18 protein-coding genes are annotated in these 16,775 nt (G+C 68.9%); 16 read left to right on the top strand and 2 right to left on the bottom strand.

The window, feature by feature from the left end:
- Positions 1-94 precede the first annotated feature (94 nt).
- A complete protein-coding gene (locus tag ACP15J_RS03750; RefSeq protein WP_424935398.1) occupies positions 95-1,639 on the top strand; it encodes a CitMHS family transporter in 1,545 nt (514 codons plus the stop codon).
- 114 nt (positions 1,640-1,753) lie between these two features.
- Here ACP15J_RS03750 and epsC read toward each other — a convergent pair whose 3' ends face one another.
- Together epsC and cysK are read right to left on the bottom strand one after the other, a co-directional pair.
- Positions 1,754-2,314 (bottom strand): serine O-acetyltransferase EpsC, encoded by a 561-nt coding sequence (gene epsC / locus ACP15J_RS03745; protein WP_424936055.1) that lies wholly within the window; start codon positions 2,312-2,314, stop codon positions 1,754-1,756.
- A 14-nt stretch (positions 2,315-2,328) separates the two neighbouring features.
- Complete coding sequence (cysK, locus tag ACP15J_RS03740) at positions 2,329-3,267, bottom strand: cysteine synthase A (protein ID WP_424935399.1); 939 nt, start codon at positions 3,265-3,267, stop codon at positions 2,329-2,331.
- 186 nt (positions 3,268-3,453) lie between these two features.
- On the opposite strand from cysK, the gene prmC reads away from it, so the two are divergent.
- The 15 genes from prmC to ACP15J_RS03665 all read left to right on the top strand — a co-directional run bounded on the left by prmC (position 3,454) and on the right by ACP15J_RS03665 (position 16,746).
- Positions 3,454-4,311, top strand: coding sequence for a peptide chain release factor N(5)-glutamine methyltransferase (prmC, locus tag ACP15J_RS03735; RefSeq protein WP_424935400.1), 858 nt, complete (start codon positions 3,454-3,456; stop codon positions 4,309-4,311).
- A gap of 44 nt (positions 4,312-4,355) precedes the next feature.
- Complete coding sequence (locus ACP15J_RS03730) at positions 4,356-5,177, top strand: L-threonylcarbamoyladenylate synthase (RefSeq protein WP_424935401.1); 822 nt, start codon at positions 4,356-4,358, stop codon at positions 5,175-5,177.
- The gene (locus tag ACP15J_RS03725; RefSeq protein ID WP_424935402.1) at positions 5,174-6,370 is read left to right on the top strand and encodes a glycosyltransferase family 4 protein; all 1,197 of its coding nucleotides are present in this window, start codon (positions 5,174-5,176) and stop codon (positions 6,368-6,370) included. The genes ACP15J_RS03730 and ACP15J_RS03725 overlap by 4 nt, the downstream gene beginning before the upstream one ends.
- On the top strand, positions 6,367-6,894 hold the full coding sequence (locus tag ACP15J_RS03720) for a hypothetical protein (protein WP_424935403.1): 528 nt from the start codon (positions 6,367-6,369) through the stop codon (positions 6,892-6,894). The genes ACP15J_RS03725 and ACP15J_RS03720 overlap by 4 nt, the downstream gene beginning before the upstream one ends.
- A 137-nt stretch (positions 6,895-7,031) precedes the next feature.
- Positions 7,032-7,808, top strand: a complete 777-nt coding sequence (atpB, locus tag ACP15J_RS03715) for a F0F1 ATP synthase subunit A (RefSeq protein ID WP_424980838.1) — start codon at positions 7,032-7,034, stop codon at positions 7,806-7,808.
- Between the two features lie 57 nt (positions 7,809-7,865).
- The gene (gene atpE / locus ACP15J_RS03710; RefSeq protein WP_197220103.1) at positions 7,866-8,102 is read left to right on the top strand and encodes an ATP synthase F0 subunit C; all 237 of its coding nucleotides are present in this window, start codon (positions 7,866-7,868) and stop codon (positions 8,100-8,102) included.
- Positions 8,103-8,129: 27 nt separating this feature from the next.
- Entirely contained in the window at positions 8,130-8,681 is a 552-nt protein-coding gene (locus ACP15J_RS03705; RefSeq protein ID WP_424935404.1) for a F0F1 ATP synthase subunit B, read from the top strand.
- Positions 8,681-9,469, top strand: coding sequence for a F0F1 ATP synthase subunit delta (locus ACP15J_RS03700; RefSeq protein WP_424935405.1), 789 nt, complete (start codon positions 8,681-8,683; stop codon positions 9,467-9,469). Before ACP15J_RS03705 ends, ACP15J_RS03700 begins: the two co-directional genes overlap by 1 nt.
- 50 nt (positions 9,470-9,519) lie before the next feature.
- Positions 9,520-11,160, top strand: a complete 1,641-nt coding sequence (atpA, locus tag ACP15J_RS03695) for a F0F1 ATP synthase subunit alpha (protein WP_424935406.1) — start codon at positions 9,520-9,522, stop codon at positions 11,158-11,160.
- A 19-nt stretch (positions 11,161-11,179) separates the two neighbouring features.
- Entirely contained in the window at positions 11,180-12,079 is a 900-nt protein-coding gene (locus tag ACP15J_RS03690; RefSeq protein ID WP_197220350.1) for a F0F1 ATP synthase subunit gamma, read from the top strand.
- Between the two features lie 23 nt (positions 12,080-12,102).
- Positions 12,103-13,557 (top strand): F0F1 ATP synthase subunit beta, encoded by a 1,455-nt coding sequence (gene atpD, locus ACP15J_RS03685; RefSeq protein ID WP_197220349.1) that lies wholly within the window; start codon positions 12,103-12,105, stop codon positions 13,555-13,557.
- 2 nt (positions 13,558-13,559) lie between these two features.
- Complete coding sequence (locus tag ACP15J_RS03680) at positions 13,560-13,823, top strand: F0F1 ATP synthase subunit epsilon (protein ID WP_424935407.1); 264 nt, start codon at positions 13,560-13,562, stop codon at positions 13,821-13,823.
- 117 nt (positions 13,824-13,940) lie between these two features.
- Entirely contained in the window at positions 13,941-14,705 is a 765-nt protein-coding gene (locus ACP15J_RS03675) for a YaaA family protein (protein ID WP_424935408.1), read from the top strand.
- A 69-nt stretch (positions 14,706-14,774) separates the two neighbouring features.
- The gene (locus ACP15J_RS03670) at positions 14,775-15,665 is read left to right on the top strand and encodes a hypothetical protein (protein WP_424935409.1); all 891 of its coding nucleotides are present in this window, start codon (positions 14,775-14,777) and stop codon (positions 15,663-15,665) included.
- 100 nt (positions 15,666-15,765) lie between these two features.
- Positions 15,766-16,746 carry an aldo/keto reductase gene (locus ACP15J_RS03665; protein WP_424935410.1) on the top strand — a complete coding sequence of 327 codons (981 nt, stop codon included), beginning with the start codon at positions 15,766-15,768 and terminating at the stop codon, positions 16,744-16,746.
- Positions 16,747-16,775 lie beyond the last annotated feature (29 nt).

The raw sequence follows: 16,775 nt of genomic DNA, 5'->3' as shown, positions 1-16,775 counted from the left end.
CGCGGAATGCGAGATACCGCGCCCGCCTCCGACGGATTCCCTAGGGTCGGCAGCACCCGTCGACGACGACGGGCAACGACGAAGGAGTCCCCGCATGTCCACCGCGCTCACCGGTCTGCTCGTCGCGTCGGCCGAGAAGCCCTCCTACGACGTGGCCTTCGTGCCGCCGGAGTGGGTCCTCGTCGTCCTCGGCTTCACGATGGTGCTCGTCTTCATGACGCTCATCATGACCAAGCGGCTCACTCCGATGGTCGCCCTCATCCTCGTACCTACCGCCTTCGGCCTCTTCGCCGGCGCCGGGCTCGGGCTCGGCGACATGATCCTCGACTCGATCGCCAAGATGGCACCGACCGCGGCGCTGCTGATGTTCGCGATCATGTTCTTCGGGATCATGATCGACGTCGGCCTCTTCGATCCGCTGATCCGCCTGATCACGCGCCTGCTGGGTGACGACCCGGCCAAGGTCGTCCTCGGCACGGCGATCCTCGCCGGCGCCGTCTCGCTCGACGGCGACGGGTCCACCACCTTCATCATCACCACCTCGGCGATGCTGCCGATCTACCTGCGTCTCGGCATGAGCCCCGTGGTCCTCACCTGTGTCGCCGGGCTCATGAACGGCACGCTCAACATCGTGCCCTGGGGCGGTCCGACCGTCCGCGCCGCGACGGCGCTCGGCCTCCAGCCCACCGACGTGTTCGTCCCGATGCTCCCGGCCCTCGGCGTCGGCCTCGTCCTCGCGCTCGGCTTCGCCTGGCTGCTGGGCGTCCAGGAGCGCAACCGCCTCGGACGGATCGACGAGAGCCGTCTCGACGGCACCGCCGAGGGCGGCGTGCTCGCCGGGGGCCCGCGGATCTTCCGCGGCGCCGACGCCAAGCCAGGAGCCCGCGCCTCTCTGCACACCGGCAACGTCGTGACCGTGGCCGGAGGCCGGGGCGCCGTTGCCGCGGCCGGCGTCGACCCGACCGACACCGCGATGGCCGACACGATGCTCGACCCGGCCCGTGCGACCCTGCGCCCCCGGCTGATCTGGTTCAATCTCGTGCTGACGGTCGCGGTCATGGTCCTGCTGGTGCTCGATGTTCTCCCGCTGCCCTACGTGTTCATGGTGGGCTCGGCGATCGCGCTGCTCGTGAACTTCGGCAGACTCAAGGATCAGGCGTCTGAGATCGTCGCCCATGCTCCGAGCATCGTCGGCGTGGTGTCGATGGTCATCGCCGCGGGCGTGCTCGTCGGCGTTCTCACCGGCACCGGGATGGTGGACGCGATGGCGAACTGGATCACGAACGTGCTGCCGCCGGCCCTCGGCCCGTTCCTCGCGCCGATCACCGGCGTGCTCTCGATCCCGTTCACGTTCTTCATGTCGAACGACGCGTTCTATTTCGGCATCCTGCCCGTGCTCGCGCAGAGCGCAGCGCACTTCGGCATCGACCCGGTCGAGATGGCACGCGCGTCCGTCACCGGCCAGCCGGTCCACCTCCAGAGCCCGCTGGTGCCGGCGATCCTGCTGCTCGTCTCGCTCGCGGGCGTGAACCTGGGCGACCACCACAAGAAGGTGCTGTGGCGGGCGGCGATCGTCTCGCTCGTGATGCTCGGCGTCGGGATCCTAACCGGAGCGATCCCGTTCTTCGTCGCCTCATAGACTCCGGCGCCCGCTGTCGGAGACGCGCGGGCGTCGGAAACCACGGGATCGCGCTCGCCCCGTCGGGGGGCAGGGCGGGCGCGATCCACGTGTTCGTGCTCGGGTTTCCTCCGGCTAGATCGAGTACTCCGGCGCGGAGAGCAGCCGGGTGATGTCGTCGTCAGGGCGGCGCGCCCGCACCCGGGCGGGGACGCCGGTGAGGACCGCGTCCTCCGGCGCGTCCCTGGTGACGACGGCGTTCGCGCCGATCGCCGTCCGCGCACCGATCACGACGGGGCCGAGGATCTTTGCCCCTGCGCCGACGAGCACGCCGTCGCCGAGCGTGGGGTGGCGTTTTCCGCCCTCACGCTGGCGACCGCCCAGCGTGACGCCGTGGTAGAGCATCACGTCGTCACCCACCTCGGCCGTCTCGCCGATGACGACCCCCATGCCGTGGTCGATGAAGAAGCGGCGACCGATCGTCGCGCCGGGATGGATCTCGATCCCGGTGAGCCAGCGCGTGACCTGGGAGCCCATCCGTGCGGGGAAGCGGATCCCACGTCGCCACAGCGCATGGTTCAGCCGATGCGCCCAGATCGCGTGCAGCCCGGGATAGAGGAGGACCACCTCGAACGCGCTCCGTGCCGCAGGGTCGCGCAGACGCGCTGCCGCCACGTCCTCGCGCAGGCGCGTCATCCAGCCCACGCCGTTCACTCCTCGCGGAGGTCCTCGAACAGGGCGGTGGAGATGTAGCGCTCCCCGGTGTCCGGGGCGATGACGACGATCGTCTTCCCCGCGTTCTCGGGGCGTGCGGCGACCTTCAGCGCGGCGGAGACGGCGGCGCCGGTGGAGATTCCGACGAGCAGGCCCTCCTTCGCGGCGAGCTCGCGGGCGACGCGGATCGACTCCTCGAACTCCGCGGTGATCACCTCGTCCAGCACCTCACGGTCGAGGATCTCCGGCACGAAGTTCGGGCCGATGCCCTGGATCTTGTGCGGTCCGGGGTGTCCTTCGGAGAGCACGGGGGAGTCCTTCGGCTCGACGGCGATCACCCGCACGCCGGGCTTGGCCGCCTTGAGAGCCTGTCCTGTCCCGGTCACGGTGCCGCCGGTGCCCACACCGGCGACGAAGACGTCGACGTTCCCGTCGGTGTCGCGCAGGATCTCCTGCGCCGTGGTCTCCCGGTGGACCTGGGGGTTGGCCGCGTTCTCGAACTGGCGCACCCAGACGGCGCCCGGAGTCTCGTCGACGATCTGCCTCGTGACCTCGATCGCGCCGGACATGCCCTTGGTCGGATCGGTGAGGACGAGCTCGGCGCCGAACGCCTTGAGGAGCACGCGGCGCTCCTTCGACATCGAGGCCGGCATGGTGAGGATCACCCGGTACCCACGCGCCGCGCCGACCATGGCCAGGGCGATGCCGGTGTTGCCGCTGGTCGACTCGACGATGGTCCCGCCGGGCGCGAGCGCCCCTGAGCGCTCGGCCGCGTTGATCATCGCGATGCCGATCCGGTCCTTCACGCTCGAGGCCGGGTTGTAGGACTCGAGCTTGACGAGGACGGTGGCGTCGAGGCCCTCGGTCACCCGGTTCAGCCGCACCAGCGGCGTGTTCCCGAAAGCGGTCGTGATGTCGGAGTGAATACCGGCCATGGCTGCCCTTCCCTGGTGCGTCACCGGATGCGCGGGCTCGTCGGTCGAGCCGGCCCGCGGCTGCCAGCCTAGGCGAGCGCATCGGGAAAGGACCGAATATGACGAAAGCGCGGCCCGGCGGGACGGCCGCCTCGCTGGCCTCGGCGTGCCTCGCCGCGCCCGGTCACGTCGTTAGGCTTGGTCTCTGTGCCCCAGCCGATCGACGTCCTCCTCCGCGACTCCGCGCTGATCCTCGCCGGCGCCGGCGTCCCCGCCCCGGTCGTCGACGCCGAGCTGCTCGTCGCCCATGTGCTGGGCGTCGGCAGGGGAGAGGTTCAGGCGGCTGCGGTGCGCGGGGACGATCTCGCGGACGCGGACGCAGGGGCGATCGCGGCGCTCGTCGCACGCCGGGCCGGGCGCGAGCCGCTGCAGCACCTCACGGGGCGTGCGCCGTTCCGTCACCTCGAGCTCGCGGTCGGCCCCGGCGTCTTCGTGCCCCGCCCCGAGACCGAGGTCGTCGTCCAGTTCGCGATCGACGCGCTGACCGCTGCCGTGTCGTCGGAGCCCATCGGCATCGACCTGGGCACGGGCAGCGGAGCGATCGCGCTCGCGATGGCCACCGAGGTGCCCCATGCCCGAGTGTTCGCCGCGGAGATCTCGCCTGAGGCGTACGCCTGGGCCGCCCGCAACACCTCGGGGGCGGCGAACCTCACCCTCGAGCTCGTCGACCTGGGATCGGCCTTTCCGCAGCTCGAGGGGAGCGCGGACGTCGTCATCTCCAATCCGCCCTATGTGCCGGACGACGCGGTTCCCCGTGACCCCGAGGTCCGGCTCTTCGATCCCGCTCTCGCGCTGTACGGGGGAGCGGACGGCCTCGACGTCGTCCGGGTCGTCAGCCGCCGCGGCCTCGCGCTCCTGCGCCAGGGCGGAGTCCTCGTCCTCGAGCATGGCGAGCTCCAGGGACCGCAGATCCGTGCTCTTCTCGACGCTGACGGGTGGATCGCCACGGCGACCCACCCCGACCTGACCCAGAGGGATCGAGCCACCACGGCGGTGCGTCCCTGAGCGGTGACCGGATCGACGGGAGCGCCCGCGTAGAATGAGGGGTCATGTCCTCCGTCTTCGACTGCCGCGATGCGGATCAGCTCCTCACCGGAATGCGTCACGCGCGTCAGGCCATCGGCCGCGGCGAGCTCATCGTGCTTCCCACCGACACCGTCTACGGCGTCGGTGCCGACGCCTTCGACCCTGCCGCGGTACAGCGGCTCCTGGACGCCAAGGGGCGGGGGAGGAACCAGCCGCCTCCGGTCCTCATCGGCAACGCCGCGACCCTGAGCGCCCTCGTGGAGTCGGTGCCAGAGCCGGTGCAGCGTCTGGTGGACGAGTTCTGGCCCGGCGGCCTCACGATCGTCCTCCCGGCGCAGCCTTCGCTCGTGTGGGACCTCGGCGACACGCACGGGACGGTCGCCGTGCGCATGCCCGAGATGCGCGTGGCCCTGGAACTGCTGGAGGAGACGGGGCCGCTGGCGGTCTCCAGCGCGAACCTCACCGGCCAGGACGCGGCCGTCGAGGTCGGCGCCGCGGAGCGGATGCTCGGCGACAGCGTCGCGGTCTACCTCGACAACGGACCGAGCGCCACGGGGGTCGCCTCGACGATCGTGGACGCCACCTCCCTCGTACGGCCAGGCGGAGAGGACGCGAAGGTGCGCGTTCTCCGCGACGGAGCGGTCTCCCGCGACGAGCTGCGGCGAGTCCTCGGGGACCTCCTCGAGGAGCCCGCGACCCCCGGCGCCGCCGTGCCCGCGGACCTGCAGGCCGCCTCAGAGCAGCCCACGGACGCCGAGGCACCTGAGATGTCGGGGACGTCCGCGTCTTCCCCCGCGACCCCTGAGCCGTCGGCGACGCCCGACGAGCCAGAAGGGCCCGCGTGAAGCAGTATCTCTTCACCGTCATCCTGACAGCGGCGATCACGCTCGCGCTGACGTGGGTCGTGTGGCAGCTGAGCCTGCGCTTCAAGATCTATCCCGGCATCCGCGAGCGCGACGTCCACAAGACCCCCACTCCTCGGCTGGGCGGCGTGGCGATCTTCCTGGGCATCGCGACTGCGATCGGCGTGTCCTCGGCCAACCCGTTCTTCGGGATCATCTGGTCACAGCCGCAGACCATGTGGGCGGTGCTGGGGGCGGCGCTGCTCATCGCCGTCATCGGGGTGATCGACGATCTCTGGGACCTGGACTGGATGATCAAGCTCGGCGCGCAGTTCCTCGCCGCCGGTGTCATCACGGTCGTGGGCGGCCTGCAGATCCTGTCCCTGCCCATCGGCGAGCTGTTCGTCGGCTCGAACTGGGTGAGCATCGCGATCACCATGGTGGCCATTGTCGTCGTGATGAACGCGGTGAACTTCATCGACGGCCTCGACGGGCTCGTCGCCGGCGTGTGCCTGATCGCGAACGGCGTCTTCTTCGCCTACTCCTACATCGTCGCCCGCGACACCGGTCAGTCGTCCTACTTCAACCTCGCCTCCTTCCTCGCCGCAGTCCTCATCGGGGCCTGCATCGGCTTCCTGCCGCTGAACTGGAGTCCGGCCAAGCTCTTCATGGGGGACTCCGGCGCACTCGTGCTCGGTCTCCTCATGGCGACGTCGGCGATCGCCTTCACCGGTGAGCTGAACCCTGAGATGCTGACCCCGGACCGGTTCGGCAGGTCTCAGCTCCTCGGCGCTTTCATCCCCATCCTCCTGCCCGTCGTCGTGGTGCTGCTGCCGCTCCTGGACTTCGGGCTGGCCGTGCTCCGGCGGATGAGAGCGGGCAAGTCGCCGTTCTCTCCGGACCGCAAGCATCTGCACCACCGCATGCTGGACCTCGGGCATCGCGACCGGGACGCGGTCCTCATCTTCTACGCCTGGACGGCGATCATCTCGCTGTCGGTCCTGCTCATGTACATCGGCACGAGGGAAGGCTGGTACGGCGACTATCTGTTCGGCGTGCTGTTCGGCGTCGTCGGCGTCGCCGCCTGCCTCGTCGTCACCTTCCTGCCCACACGCGGCCGCCCGTCGCGCCGCGTGACCGCGATCGTCCCCCCGGTTCCCGCCCCTGCCGTCTCCGACCCCGAGGATCCCCGATGAGCCCGAGTCCCGTCTCCAGCACCCCGATCCTTCGCCGCACGCTGATCTGGTCCGCGATCGCCGCCGTCGTCCTCGCGGCGATCGCGGCGACGATCGGGGGCCTCGTCGCCGGCGCGGACGGCGTCTGGAGCGGCCTTGCGGGCGTGCTCCTGGCCGTGCTGTTCCTCGCGATCACCGCGATCAGCATCCTCATCGCCAATCGGTGGTACGGCGAGCCCCTCTACGTTCAGCTCTTCTTCGCGATCGTGCTGGGCGGGTGGCTTCTCAAGCTCGGACTGTTCGTGGTCCTCATGCTCGTGATCCGGGGCATGCCCTGGGTCTCGCCGATGGTGTTCTTCCTGTCGATGATCGCGGGCGTCGTGATGTCTCTCGTGGTGGATGTGATCGTCCTCACCCGGATGCGCCTGCCCGCCGTCAGTGACACCTCGCTGCCCACCGAGGTCCCCGAGGACCGGGCGCCCGGGGCCGCGTCCGCTCTCAGGGACGGGGAGGGCGACGCGGATTCAGGAAACTCTCGGGTCTGATAGGCTGAATCCCGAGCCCGCTCGCGGACTGCGAGCGTTGCGCCGAGAAGCACACCGACCGTCGTCGCCCCGGTTTGACCGGTGCCCCGAAGCTGGAGCCCGCGCTGTTTAATCTTGCTGCGACCCTGACCACCCGTATGGCCGCCGACGGGGGCGAGTTCCACGGTCCGTCGATGGACGAGTTCTTCCCGGAGATCCTGTTCGACGTCTTCGGCGTCCCGGTCCACCGCATCCACCTGGTGCAGTTCCTCTCGGTCGTCGCGGTCGTGCTCATCCTCTGGCTCGGTACGCGCCGCATGCGTGTGGTCCCCGGTCGCTTCCAGAGCCTCGTCGAGATGGGCCTCGGCTTCGTCCGCAACGGCATCGCGCACGACCTGCTCGGCCGCAAGGACGGCGACCGGTTCCTGCCGATCCTCACGGCCATCTTCTTCATGGTCCTGTTCATGAACATCACGGGCATCATCCCGTTCCTGAACATCGCGGGCACGAGCATCGCGGCCGTTCCGCTCCTGCTGGCCGTCGTCAGCTACGTCACCTTCATCTACGCCGGCATCCGCCGCCATGGGTTCCGTTTCTTCAAGAACGCCCTGATGCCGCAGGGCGTCCCCGGGTTCGCGCTGCCGATCGTCGCAGTCATCGAGCTCGTCTCGACCTTCATCCTGCGTCCGGTCACGCTGATGCTCCGACTGCTGATGAACATGGTGGTCGGGCACATGCTGCTGGTGCTCTGCTTCGCGGCGACCCAGTTCTTCTTCTTCACGGCCGGAGGCGGCTGGGCCGCTCTCGGCGTCCCCACCCTCGCCTTCGGCGGCGCCTTCACGGTCTTCGAGATCCTGGTCGCTGTCCTGCAGGCCTACGTCTTCACGATCCTCACCGCGGTCTACATCCAGCTCGCGGTCGCAGAAGAGCACTAAAGCACAACGCGGGCGCGGACGACTGGCCGCCGCCCACAACCGAAAGGAAACAAATCCGTGGACGCTACTACGGTTCTCGCTGACATCAACGGCCACATCGCCACGATCGGCTACGGCCTCGCCGCCATCGGCCCCGCCATCGGTGTGGGCATCGTGGTCGGCAAGACCATCGAGGGCGTCGCCCGTCAGCCCGAGCTGGCCGGCCGACTGCAGGTCCTCATGTGGATCGGTATCGCCTTCACCGAGGCGCTTGCGTTCGTCGGCATCGCCGTCGGATTCATCCCCTTCTCGTAATCCGTACCGACCTCTGAAGGAGACAGGATGCTGAACGCTCTTGTCACGAACCTCGCGGCAGAGAGCGAGCCGAAGAACCCGCTCATCCCCGCGTGGTACGACATCATCTGGTCGGGGCTGTGGTTCCTGGTCATCCTCGTCGTGGTGTGGAAGGTCGCCCTTCCGCGCCTGACGAAGATGCTCGACGAGCGTTCGGCCGCCATCGAGGGCAACATCGCCAAGGCGGACGAGGCCCAGAAGCAGGCCGAGGCAGCCCTGGAGGAGTACACCCGCCAGCTGGCCGAGGCTCGCGCCGAGGCCGGTGAGATCCGCGAGGCCGCCCGTGAGGACGGCAAGAAGATCGTCGCCGAGGCCAAGGAGACCGCGACGGCCGAGGCCACCCGCATCACCACGGCCGCGAGCGCGCAGATCGAGGCGGAGCGTCAGGCGGCCTTCGTCTCGCTGCGCGGTGAGGTGGGCACGCTCGCCCTTGACCTCGCCGGCGGCGTGGTCGGGGAGACTCTCAGCGACGACGCTCGTGCGACGGCCGTCGTGGACCGCTTCCTCGCGGACCTCGAGGCCTCCGAGGCGGCGAAGTAATGGGCAGCGCGACCACTCAGGCACTCGCGGCGTCGAGCCAGGCGCTGGCGGCGACGCAGGGTCTCACCCTCGGCAGCGCGAGCGAGCTGTTCTCCGCCGCCCGCCTGGTGGGTGATTCCTCCGCGCTGAGCGGCGCGCTGGCCGACCCCTCGGCTCCCACGGAGGCCCGTGCGGCCGTCGTGGGCCGTGTCTTCGACGGGGCCACGGCCCCGGTGCAGAACGTGCTCCGCGCCGCGGTGTCCGAGCGTTGGTCCGGTGCCGCCGACCTCGTCGACGGCATCGAGGAGCTCGCGATCCGTGCCGCAGCGATCGCCGCGCCCGAGACGGACATCGAGGGAGAGCTGTTCTCGGTCTCGCGTCTGGTCGCGGGGAACCCGGAGCTCGAGCTGGCCCTGGGCAGCAGGCTCGGGGACGGAGCGGCTAAGGGCGCGCTCGTCGAGAAGCTCCTCGGCGGTGGCGTCAGCGCCGCGACGACGTTGATCGTCTCCTCGCTGGTGCGCCAGCCGCGGGAGCGTCGGGTGCGCCAGCTCCTCAGTCGGGCGATGCGGATCGTCTCCGCGCAGCGCGATCGGATCGTCGCGACGGTTCACGCCGTCGCACCGCTCAGCGCGCCGCAGCGCGGTCGTCTCAGCGACGTCCTCGCCCAGCGCTACGGTCGCCCCGTCGCGCTCAACGAGGTCATCGACCCCACGGTCGTGGGCGGTCTGCGCGTGCAGGTCGCGGACGACGTCATCGACGGCAGCCTCTCCGCCCGACTCGCCGATCTCCGGCACAAGCTCGCGGGTTGACACAAGGACTTCGCGCGGGGAACCGCGCACCCAGATACAAAGGGAAGACAATGGCAGAACTTTCGATCAGCCCCGACGTCATCCGTGACGCGCTGAAGGACTTCGCCGCCGCGTACGAGCCCACAGGGGCTGCGGCGACCGAGGTCGGCACGGTCATCGACGCGGCCGACGGCATCGCTCACGTCGAGGGACTGCCCGGCGTCATGGCGAACGAGCTCGTGACCTTCGCCGACGGCACCAAGGGTCTCGCGCTGAACCTGGACGAGCACGAGATCGGCGTCGTCGTCCTCGGCGACTTCGCCGGCATCGAGGCGGGCCAGGAGGTCACCCGTACCGGCGAGGTGCTCTCGGTCCCGGTCGGCGACGGCTACCTCGGCCGTGTGGTCGACCCGCTCGGCGCCCCGATCGACGGCCTCGGCGAGATCGCGACCGAGGGCGTGCGCGAGCTCGAGCTGCAGGCGCCCGGCGTCATGCAGCGCAAGAGCGTGCATGAGCCGATGCAGACCGGGATCAAGGCGATCGACGCCATGATCCCCGTCGGACGCGGCCAGCGTCAGCTCATCATCGGCGACCGTCAGACTGGCAAGACGGCGATCGCGATCGACACGATCATCAACCAGAAGGCCAACTGGGAGTCGGGCGACGTCAACAAGCAGGTCCGTTGCATCTACGTCGCGATCGGCCAGAAGGGCTCCACGATCGCCTCGGTGAAGGGCGCGCTCGAAGAGGCCGGCGCGATGGAGTACACGACGATCGTCGCGGCTCCTGCCTCTGACCCGGCCGGCTTCAAGTACCTCGCTCCGTACACGGGCTCGGCGATCGGCCAGCACTGGATGTACGGCGGCAAGCACGTCCTCATCATCTTCGACGACCTGTCGAAGCAGGCCGAGGCTTATCGTGCCGTGTCTCTGCTCCTTCGCCGCCCGCCCGGGCGCGAGGCCTACCCTGGCGACGTCTTCTACCTGCACTCGCGTCTGCTCGAGCGTTGCGCGAAGCTGTCCGACGACCTCGGCGCCGGATCGATGACCGGCCTGCCGATCATCGAGACCAAGGCGAACGACGTCTCTGCCTACATCCCGACCAACGTGATCTCGATCACCGACGGACAGATCTTCCTCCAGTCCGACCTCTTCAACGCCAACCAGCGTCCGGCGGTCGACGTGGGCATCTCGGTCTCGCGTGTCGGCGGCGACGCCCAGGTGAAGTCGATCAAGAAAGTGTCCGGCACACTGAAGCTGGAGCTGGCGCAGTACCGTTCGCTCGAGGCCTTCGCGATGTTCGCGTCCGACCTCGATGCCGCCTCGCGTCGGCAGCTCGCCCGAGGCGCGCGCCTGACCGAGCTGCTCAAGCAGCCGCAGTACTCGCCGTACCCGGTCGAGGACCAGGTCGTCTCTATCTGGGCCGGCACGAACGGCAAGTTCGACACGATCGAGGTCGAGGACGTGCTCCGCTTCGAGCGCGAGCTCATCGACTACCTGCGTCGAAACACCAAGGTCCTGGACACCCTGCGTGAGACCAACGTCCTCGACGACGACACGGTCGCCGAGCTGGAGAAGGCCACCGACGCCTTCGTCCTGGAGTTCCAGGGCGGCAAGAGCCATGGCATCGGCGCTCCCGGTCACGAGGAGCACGCGGCGGCAGACGTCGACGACGTGAACCAGGAGAAGATCGTCAAGGGCCGTCGCGCATAGTCGCGGAGGAGTCTGAGATATGGGCGCACAACTCCGGGTCTACAAGCAGAAGATCTCCTCTGCTCAGACGACCAAGAAGATCACGAAGGCGATGGAGCTCATCGCGGCTTCGCGCATCCAGAAGGCCATGGCACGCGTGAAGGCGTCCTCGCCGTTCGCGCGCGCGGTGACGAGGGCTGTCTCGGCCGTCGCAACGCACTCCAACGTGGATCATCCGCTCACCCGCGAGCCCGAGACGATCCGCCGTTCCGCGGTCGTGATCTTCGCGGCCGACCGCGGTCTCGCCGGTGCCTTCAACTCGCAGATCCTCCGCGAGGGGCTCGAGCTGGCGGAGCTCCTGCGGGAGCAGGGCAAGGAGCCGGTGTTCTACCTCATCGGCCGTCGTGCCGTCGGCTACTTCCAGTTCCGTCGGATCGAGGCGGCAGCGGAGTGGACCGGCGACACGGACACACCGTCGTTCCACACGGCCGAGGAGATCTCGGCGACGCTGCTCGAGGCCTTCGGCCGCGGCGGCGACGCCGGGGGCGTGGACGAGATCCACCTCGTCTACAACCGGTTCGTCAGCATGATGACGCAGTCGCCCGAGACCGTGCGTCTGCTTCCGCTGGAGATCGCGGAGGCCGACGAGTCCGACGCCGGCACTGCGGTCTACCCGCTGTACGAGTTCGAGCCGGATGCCGAGACGGTGCTCGACGCCATCCTGCCGGTGTACATCCAGAGTCGGGTCTTCAACGCCCTCCTGCAGTCCTCGGCCGCGAAGCAGGCCGCGACACAGAAGGCGATGAAGTCGGCCAGCGACAACGCCGACAAGCTCATCACCGACTACACCCGCCTCCGCAACAACGCGCGCCAGGCCGAGATCACGCAGCAGATCGCCGAGATCGTCGGCGGCGCCGACGCGCTGGCGACGAGCAAGTAAGCCTCTAAGAGAGAGACGAAGATATGACCACCACCGCCACGGCTGACAACGCCGCGACCGCGGTCGTCGGGCGCGTCGCGCGCGTCAACGGACCGGTCGTCGACATCGAGTTCCCGCACGACTCGATCCCCGACATCTACAACGCCCTCAAGACGACGATCACGATCGGTGACGAGTCGACCGAGATCACGCTCGAGGTCGCCCAGCACCTCGGCGACGACCTCGTCCGTGCGATCGCGCTGAAGCCGACCGATGGCATCGTTCGCGGCCAGGAGGTGCGCGACACCGGTGCGCCGATCTCCGTGCCCGTCGGTGACGTCACCAAGGGCAAGGTCTTCAACGTCATCGGCGAGGTCCTCAACGGCGAGCCGGGCGAGCAGATCGAGGTCACCGAGCGTTGGCCGATCCACCGCAAGGCACCGAACTTCGACCAGCTCGAGTCCAAGACCACCATGTTCGAGACCGGCATCAAGTCGATCGACCTTCTCACCCCGTACGTGCAGGGGGGGAAGATCGGCCTCTTCGGCGGTGCGGGTGTGGGCAAGACCGTCCTCATCCAGGAGATGATCCAGCGTGTGGCGCAGGATCACGGCGGTGTGTCGGTGTTCGCCGGTGTCGGCGAGCGCACCCGTGAGGGCAACGACCTCATCGGCGAGATGGAGGAGGCGGGCGTCTTCGACAAGACGGCCCTCGTCTTCGGACAGATGGACGAGCCGCCGGGGACCCGTCTGCGCGTCGCGCTGTCGGCTCTGACGATGGCGGAGTACTTCCGTGACGTGCAGAAGCAGGACGTGCTGCTCTTCATCGACAACATCTTCCGCTTCACGCAGGCCGGTTCCGAGGTCTCGACCCTCCTCGGACGTATGCCCTCTGCGGTGGGCTATCAGCCGAACCTCGCCGACGAGATGGGGCTCCTCCAGGAGCGCATCACCTCGACTCGCGGTCACTCGATCACGTCGCTGCAGGCGATCTACGTCCCCGCCGACGACTACACCGACCCGGCGCCGGCGACCACCTTCGCGCACCTCGACGCGACCACCGAGCTCTCGCGTGAGATCGCCTCGAAGGGCCTGTACCCCGCGATCGACCCGTTGACCTCGACCTCGCGGATCATGGACCCGCGCTACCTGGGCGAGGACCACTACCGGGTGGCCACGACGGTCAAGCAGATCCTGCAGAAGAACAAGGAACTGCAGGAGATCATCGCGATCCTCGGTGTCGACGAGCTCTCGGAAGAGGACAAGATCGTCGTCTCCCGCGCCCGCCGCATTCAGCAGTTCCTCTCGCAGAACACCTACATGGCGAAGAAGTTCACCGGTGTCGAGGGGTCGACGGTGCCGCTGAAGGACACGATCGAATCGTTCGACGCGATCTGCCGCGGCGACTTCGACCACGTCGCCGAGCAGGCCTTCTTCAACGTCGGCCCGATCTCGGACGTCGAGGAGAAGTGGGCGCAGATCCAGAAGGAGAACGCCTGATCATGGCAACTCTGCACGTCAGCCTCGTCTCCGCCGATGCGGAGGTCTGGACGGGTGAGGCGAGCCTGGTGGTCGCCAAGACCGTCGAGGGCGAGATCGGCATCATGCCCGGGCACGAGCCGGTGCTGGCGATCCTCGCCGAGGGCCAGGTGCGGATCACTCAGGGCGACGGGTCCAAGGTGCTCGCGAACGCGCAGGACGGCTTCCTCTCCATGGAGGGCAACGTCCTGACGATCGTCGCGGGCAACGCCGCGCTCATCGCCTGAGAACCGAAACACGGCCAGAGGCAGAGCCACGACGAGAGGGAGTCCCTTCGGGGTCTCCCTCTCGTCGTCTGCCCGGCCGCACAGCAGGCGCAGCATGACATGGAGCAGCAGGAGCGCATGAGAATCCTCCTTCCCCCTTCCGAGACCAAACGACCGGGAGGCGTCGGTGCGCCGGCGGCGATGGCGTCGTGGGCGCTGCCGGAGCTCACGCCGCAGCGCGAGGCGGCGGTGGACGCGCTGATCGCCCTGTCCGCGGACGAGGAGCGGGCGGCTCGCGTCCTCGCGCTCAGCGAACGTCAGCGCGGCGGGATCGGCGACAACGCGGTGCTCCGCACTGCGCCGACCATGCCCGCGGTGGACCGGTACACCGGCGTGCTTTTCGACGCTCTCGACGCCTCTTCCCTTCCGCCGGCGGGGCGCCGGTGGCTCGGCGCGCACGTGTGGATCCACAGTGCGCCTTTCGGTCCCGTCGGTGCGCTCGATCCCATCCCCGCCTACCGCCTCGGGGCCGGGGCCTCGCTTCCCGGGCTCCCGCCGCTCCGCCGGCACTGGGCTGCCGCGGTCAGCGAGGCCATCGCCGCGGCGGCGCCCCGGTTCGTGCTCGACCTCCGCTCCGAGGCCTATGTGGCGCTCGGCCCCGTGCCCGACGGGGTCCCCGCCGCGTATGTCAGGGTCGTCGCCGAGTCGGGCAGGGCGCTCAACCACTTCAACAAGCATGCGAAGGGCCTGCTGGTCCGTGCTCTGGCCGAGAGCCGTCCGCGTGCGGCGACGAGGCGAGGGTTCCTCGCCTGGGCACGGGGCGAGGGACTGGAGGTGCGCGAGACCTCCGATCCGCGGGTGATCGAGCTCGTGACGGCGCAGGTCGCCGCGCGCCGTTCCTGACACACGCGGGCAGAGAAACGACCGTTCACGCAGGCATACGGCATTCGACGCCATAGCACGCTATTGTTTATGTCGCGATGCGACGGGCATCGTGACTTCCACCCGGAGGGATCCATGGACGACTACTACTACTACGGCGCGGCGTGGGCCATCGTCGGGGGCCTTGCCCTTTTCGCCGTCTTCTTCGCTCTCGTCTGGTACGTCATCTCGTCGATCTTCATGATGAAGGTCTTCGAGAAAGCAGGTGTCCAGGGCAAGTGGCGGGCGTGGATCCCCGTGTACAACACGATGATCTTCGCCAAGCTCGGCGATCTGTCGCCGTGGCTGCCGCTCATCGCCTGGGGCGGTGCGATCGTGCTCTCCTGGATTCCGATCCTCAACCTCTTCGCCGGTCTTCTCGGGCTCGGCGGCACGGTCGTCATGGTCTTGGCCGCCTGGCGCATCGGGCTGAAACTGCAGAAGGACGCCGTCTGGGTCGTCCTGTACTTCTTCCTGAGCATCGTCTGGCTGGGCATCAACGCCTTCGACCGCTCGCGGTGGAACCCGAACATCGCTCCGGCCCCGTGGGGCGGGAACAGCTTCTTCGGCGACCGCACCCAGTGGGAGGGCATCCCGGTCCAGCCGTCCGCTGCGGCACCGACTCCCGGTGCCTACGGCGCTCCGCAGGGATACGGCGCTCCGCAGGGCTATGCGCCGCCGCAGGGCTACCAGGCTCCCGGGCAGCCCGGTTATCAAGCTCCTGCCGCTCCGGCGCAGCCTGGCTACCAGGCTCCGGTCGCTCCGCCGACGCCTCCTGCCGCCCCGGCCAGCGCACCGGTGGTGCCTCCGGCACCGCCTGCCGCCCCTCCGGCCGCGCCGCCCGCTCCGTCGGCACCGGAGACGGCATCTCCTGCCGTCCCTGCTCCCGAGAGCGAGGCCGAGCAGGACAAGCCTTCCGACCCGAACACGCCGCCCGCCTGAGTCGCGGTCGACCGGAAGGGGCGAGGATCACACGATCCCCGCCCCTTCCGCCTTTCCGGTGGAGGCGTCACGACGGTCGACGAGTTGATAGCGTGGAGGAATGGTGATCTCCGAACGTCGTGTCGGCTCCTCTGGACTCCTCGTCTCCGCCGTGGGCCTGGGGTGCAACAACTTCGGGCGGGCCGGGACCGTGACCGAGACGCGGCAGGGGACGAGGCTCGTCCTGGACGCGGCGATCGACAACGGGATCACGTTCCTGGACACCGCGGACATCTACGGCAAGGACCCCGGTCTCAGCGAGACGCTGATGGGCGAGGCCCTCGAAGGGCGCAGGGACCGCGTGGTCCTGGCCACGAAGTTCGGCCACGGTCACTACGACATGGGATATGACTTCCCGGGAGGGATGGGGTCGCGCCGCTACGTCCGTCGCGCCGTCGAGGAGTCGCTGCGCCGTCTGCGCACAGACTGGATAGACCTCTACCAGCTCCATTTCCCCGACCCGGACACGCCGATCGCCGAGACGATCGACGCGCTCGACGACCTCGTCCGGGAGGGGAAGATCCGCTACTACGGGCACTCGAACCTCACCGGATGGCAGATCGCCGAGGCGGAGCTCACGGCCAGGGCCCGCGGCGGCTCCCGTTTCGTGTCCGCGCAGAACCACTACTCTCTTCTCGCGCGGGCAGCTGAACGGGAGGTGCTCCCGGCCTCCGAGCGGTTCGGTTTGGGGTTCTTCCCCTACTTCCCGCTGCACAACGGACTCCTCACCGGCAAGTTCACGAGGGAGGGTGGTCCCGCGGGGAGCCGGATCATGTCCACCAGGGCGCACCTCTGGGAGAACGCCCCGTGGGACGCGCTCGACTCCTATCGTGACTTCTGCGCGGAGCGGGGCATCACCATGCTGGAGGCCACCTTCGGTTGGCTCCTCGCCCGTCCGACGGTCGCCTCGGTGATAGCGGGGGCGACCACCCCGGAGCAGATCGAGGCGAACGCCCGGGCCGGCGCGGCGTGGACGCCGACGGCAGAGGACCTCGCGGCGATCGACTCGCTCTTCCCCTTGCCCGCCGACCCGGGCGCATGAGCGTCCCGACGGCCTTCGACTACGATGAG

This window comes from Microbacterium sp. S308A+ (assembly GCF_049800815.1).
In the GTDB taxonomy this organism is placed as follows: domain Bacteria; phylum Actinomycetota; class Actinomycetes; order Actinomycetales; family Microbacteriaceae; genus Microbacterium.
The sequence above is the reverse complement of the archived record's forward strand: the minus strand, read 5'-3'. Positions and strand labels throughout refer to the sequence as shown.

Coding starts and splice junctions, on each gene's coding strand:
- ACP15J_RS03670 (WP_424935409.1), top strand. CDS start 14,775: ATGTCGCGATGCGACGGGCATCGTGACTTCCACCCGGAGGGATCCATG.
- ACP15J_RS03675 (WP_424935408.1), top strand. CDS start 13,941: ATGAGAATCCTCCTTCCCCCTTCCGAGACCAAACGACCGGGAGGCGTC.
- ACP15J_RS03750 (WP_424935398.1), top strand. CDS start 95: ATGTCCACCGCGCTCACCGGTCTGCTCGTCGCGTCGGCCGAGAAGCCC.
- ACP15J_RS03700 (WP_424935405.1), top strand. CDS start 8,681: ATGGGCAGCGCGACCACTCAGGCACTCGCGGCGTCGAGCCAGGCGCTG.
- atpA (WP_424935406.1), top strand. CDS start 9,520: ATGGCAGAACTTTCGATCAGCCCCGACGTCATCCGTGACGCGCTGAAG.
- atpD (WP_197220349.1), top strand. CDS start 12,103: ATGACCACCACCGCCACGGCTGACAACGCCGCGACCGCGGTCGTCGGG.
- ACP15J_RS03720 (WP_424935403.1), top strand. CDS start 6,367: ATGAGCCCGAGTCCCGTCTCCAGCACCCCGATCCTTCGCCGCACGCTG.
- epsC (WP_424936055.1), bottom strand. CDS start 2,314: ATGACGCGCCTGCGCGAGGACGTGGCGGCAGCGCGTCTGCGCGACCCT.
- atpB (WP_424980838.1), top strand. CDS start 7,032: ATGGCCGCCGACGGGGGCGAGTTCCACGGTCCGTCGATGGACGAGTTC.
- cysK (WP_424935399.1), bottom strand. CDS start 3,267: ATGGCCGGTATTCACTCCGACATCACGACCGCTTTCGGGAACACGCCG.
- ACP15J_RS03680 (WP_424935407.1), top strand. CDS start 13,560: ATGGCAACTCTGCACGTCAGCCTCGTCTCCGCCGATGCGGAGGTCTGG.
- ACP15J_RS03730 (WP_424935401.1), top strand. CDS start 4,356: ATGTCCTCCGTCTTCGACTGCCGCGATGCGGATCAGCTCCTCACCGGA.
- ACP15J_RS03665 (WP_424935410.1), top strand. CDS start 15,766: ATGGTGATCTCCGAACGTCGTGTCGGCTCCTCTGGACTCCTCGTCTCC.
- ACP15J_RS03690 (WP_197220350.1), top strand. CDS start 11,180: ATGGGCGCACAACTCCGGGTCTACAAGCAGAAGATCTCCTCTGCTCAG.
- ACP15J_RS03705 (WP_424935404.1), top strand. CDS start 8,130: ATGCTGAACGCTCTTGTCACGAACCTCGCGGCAGAGAGCGAGCCGAAG.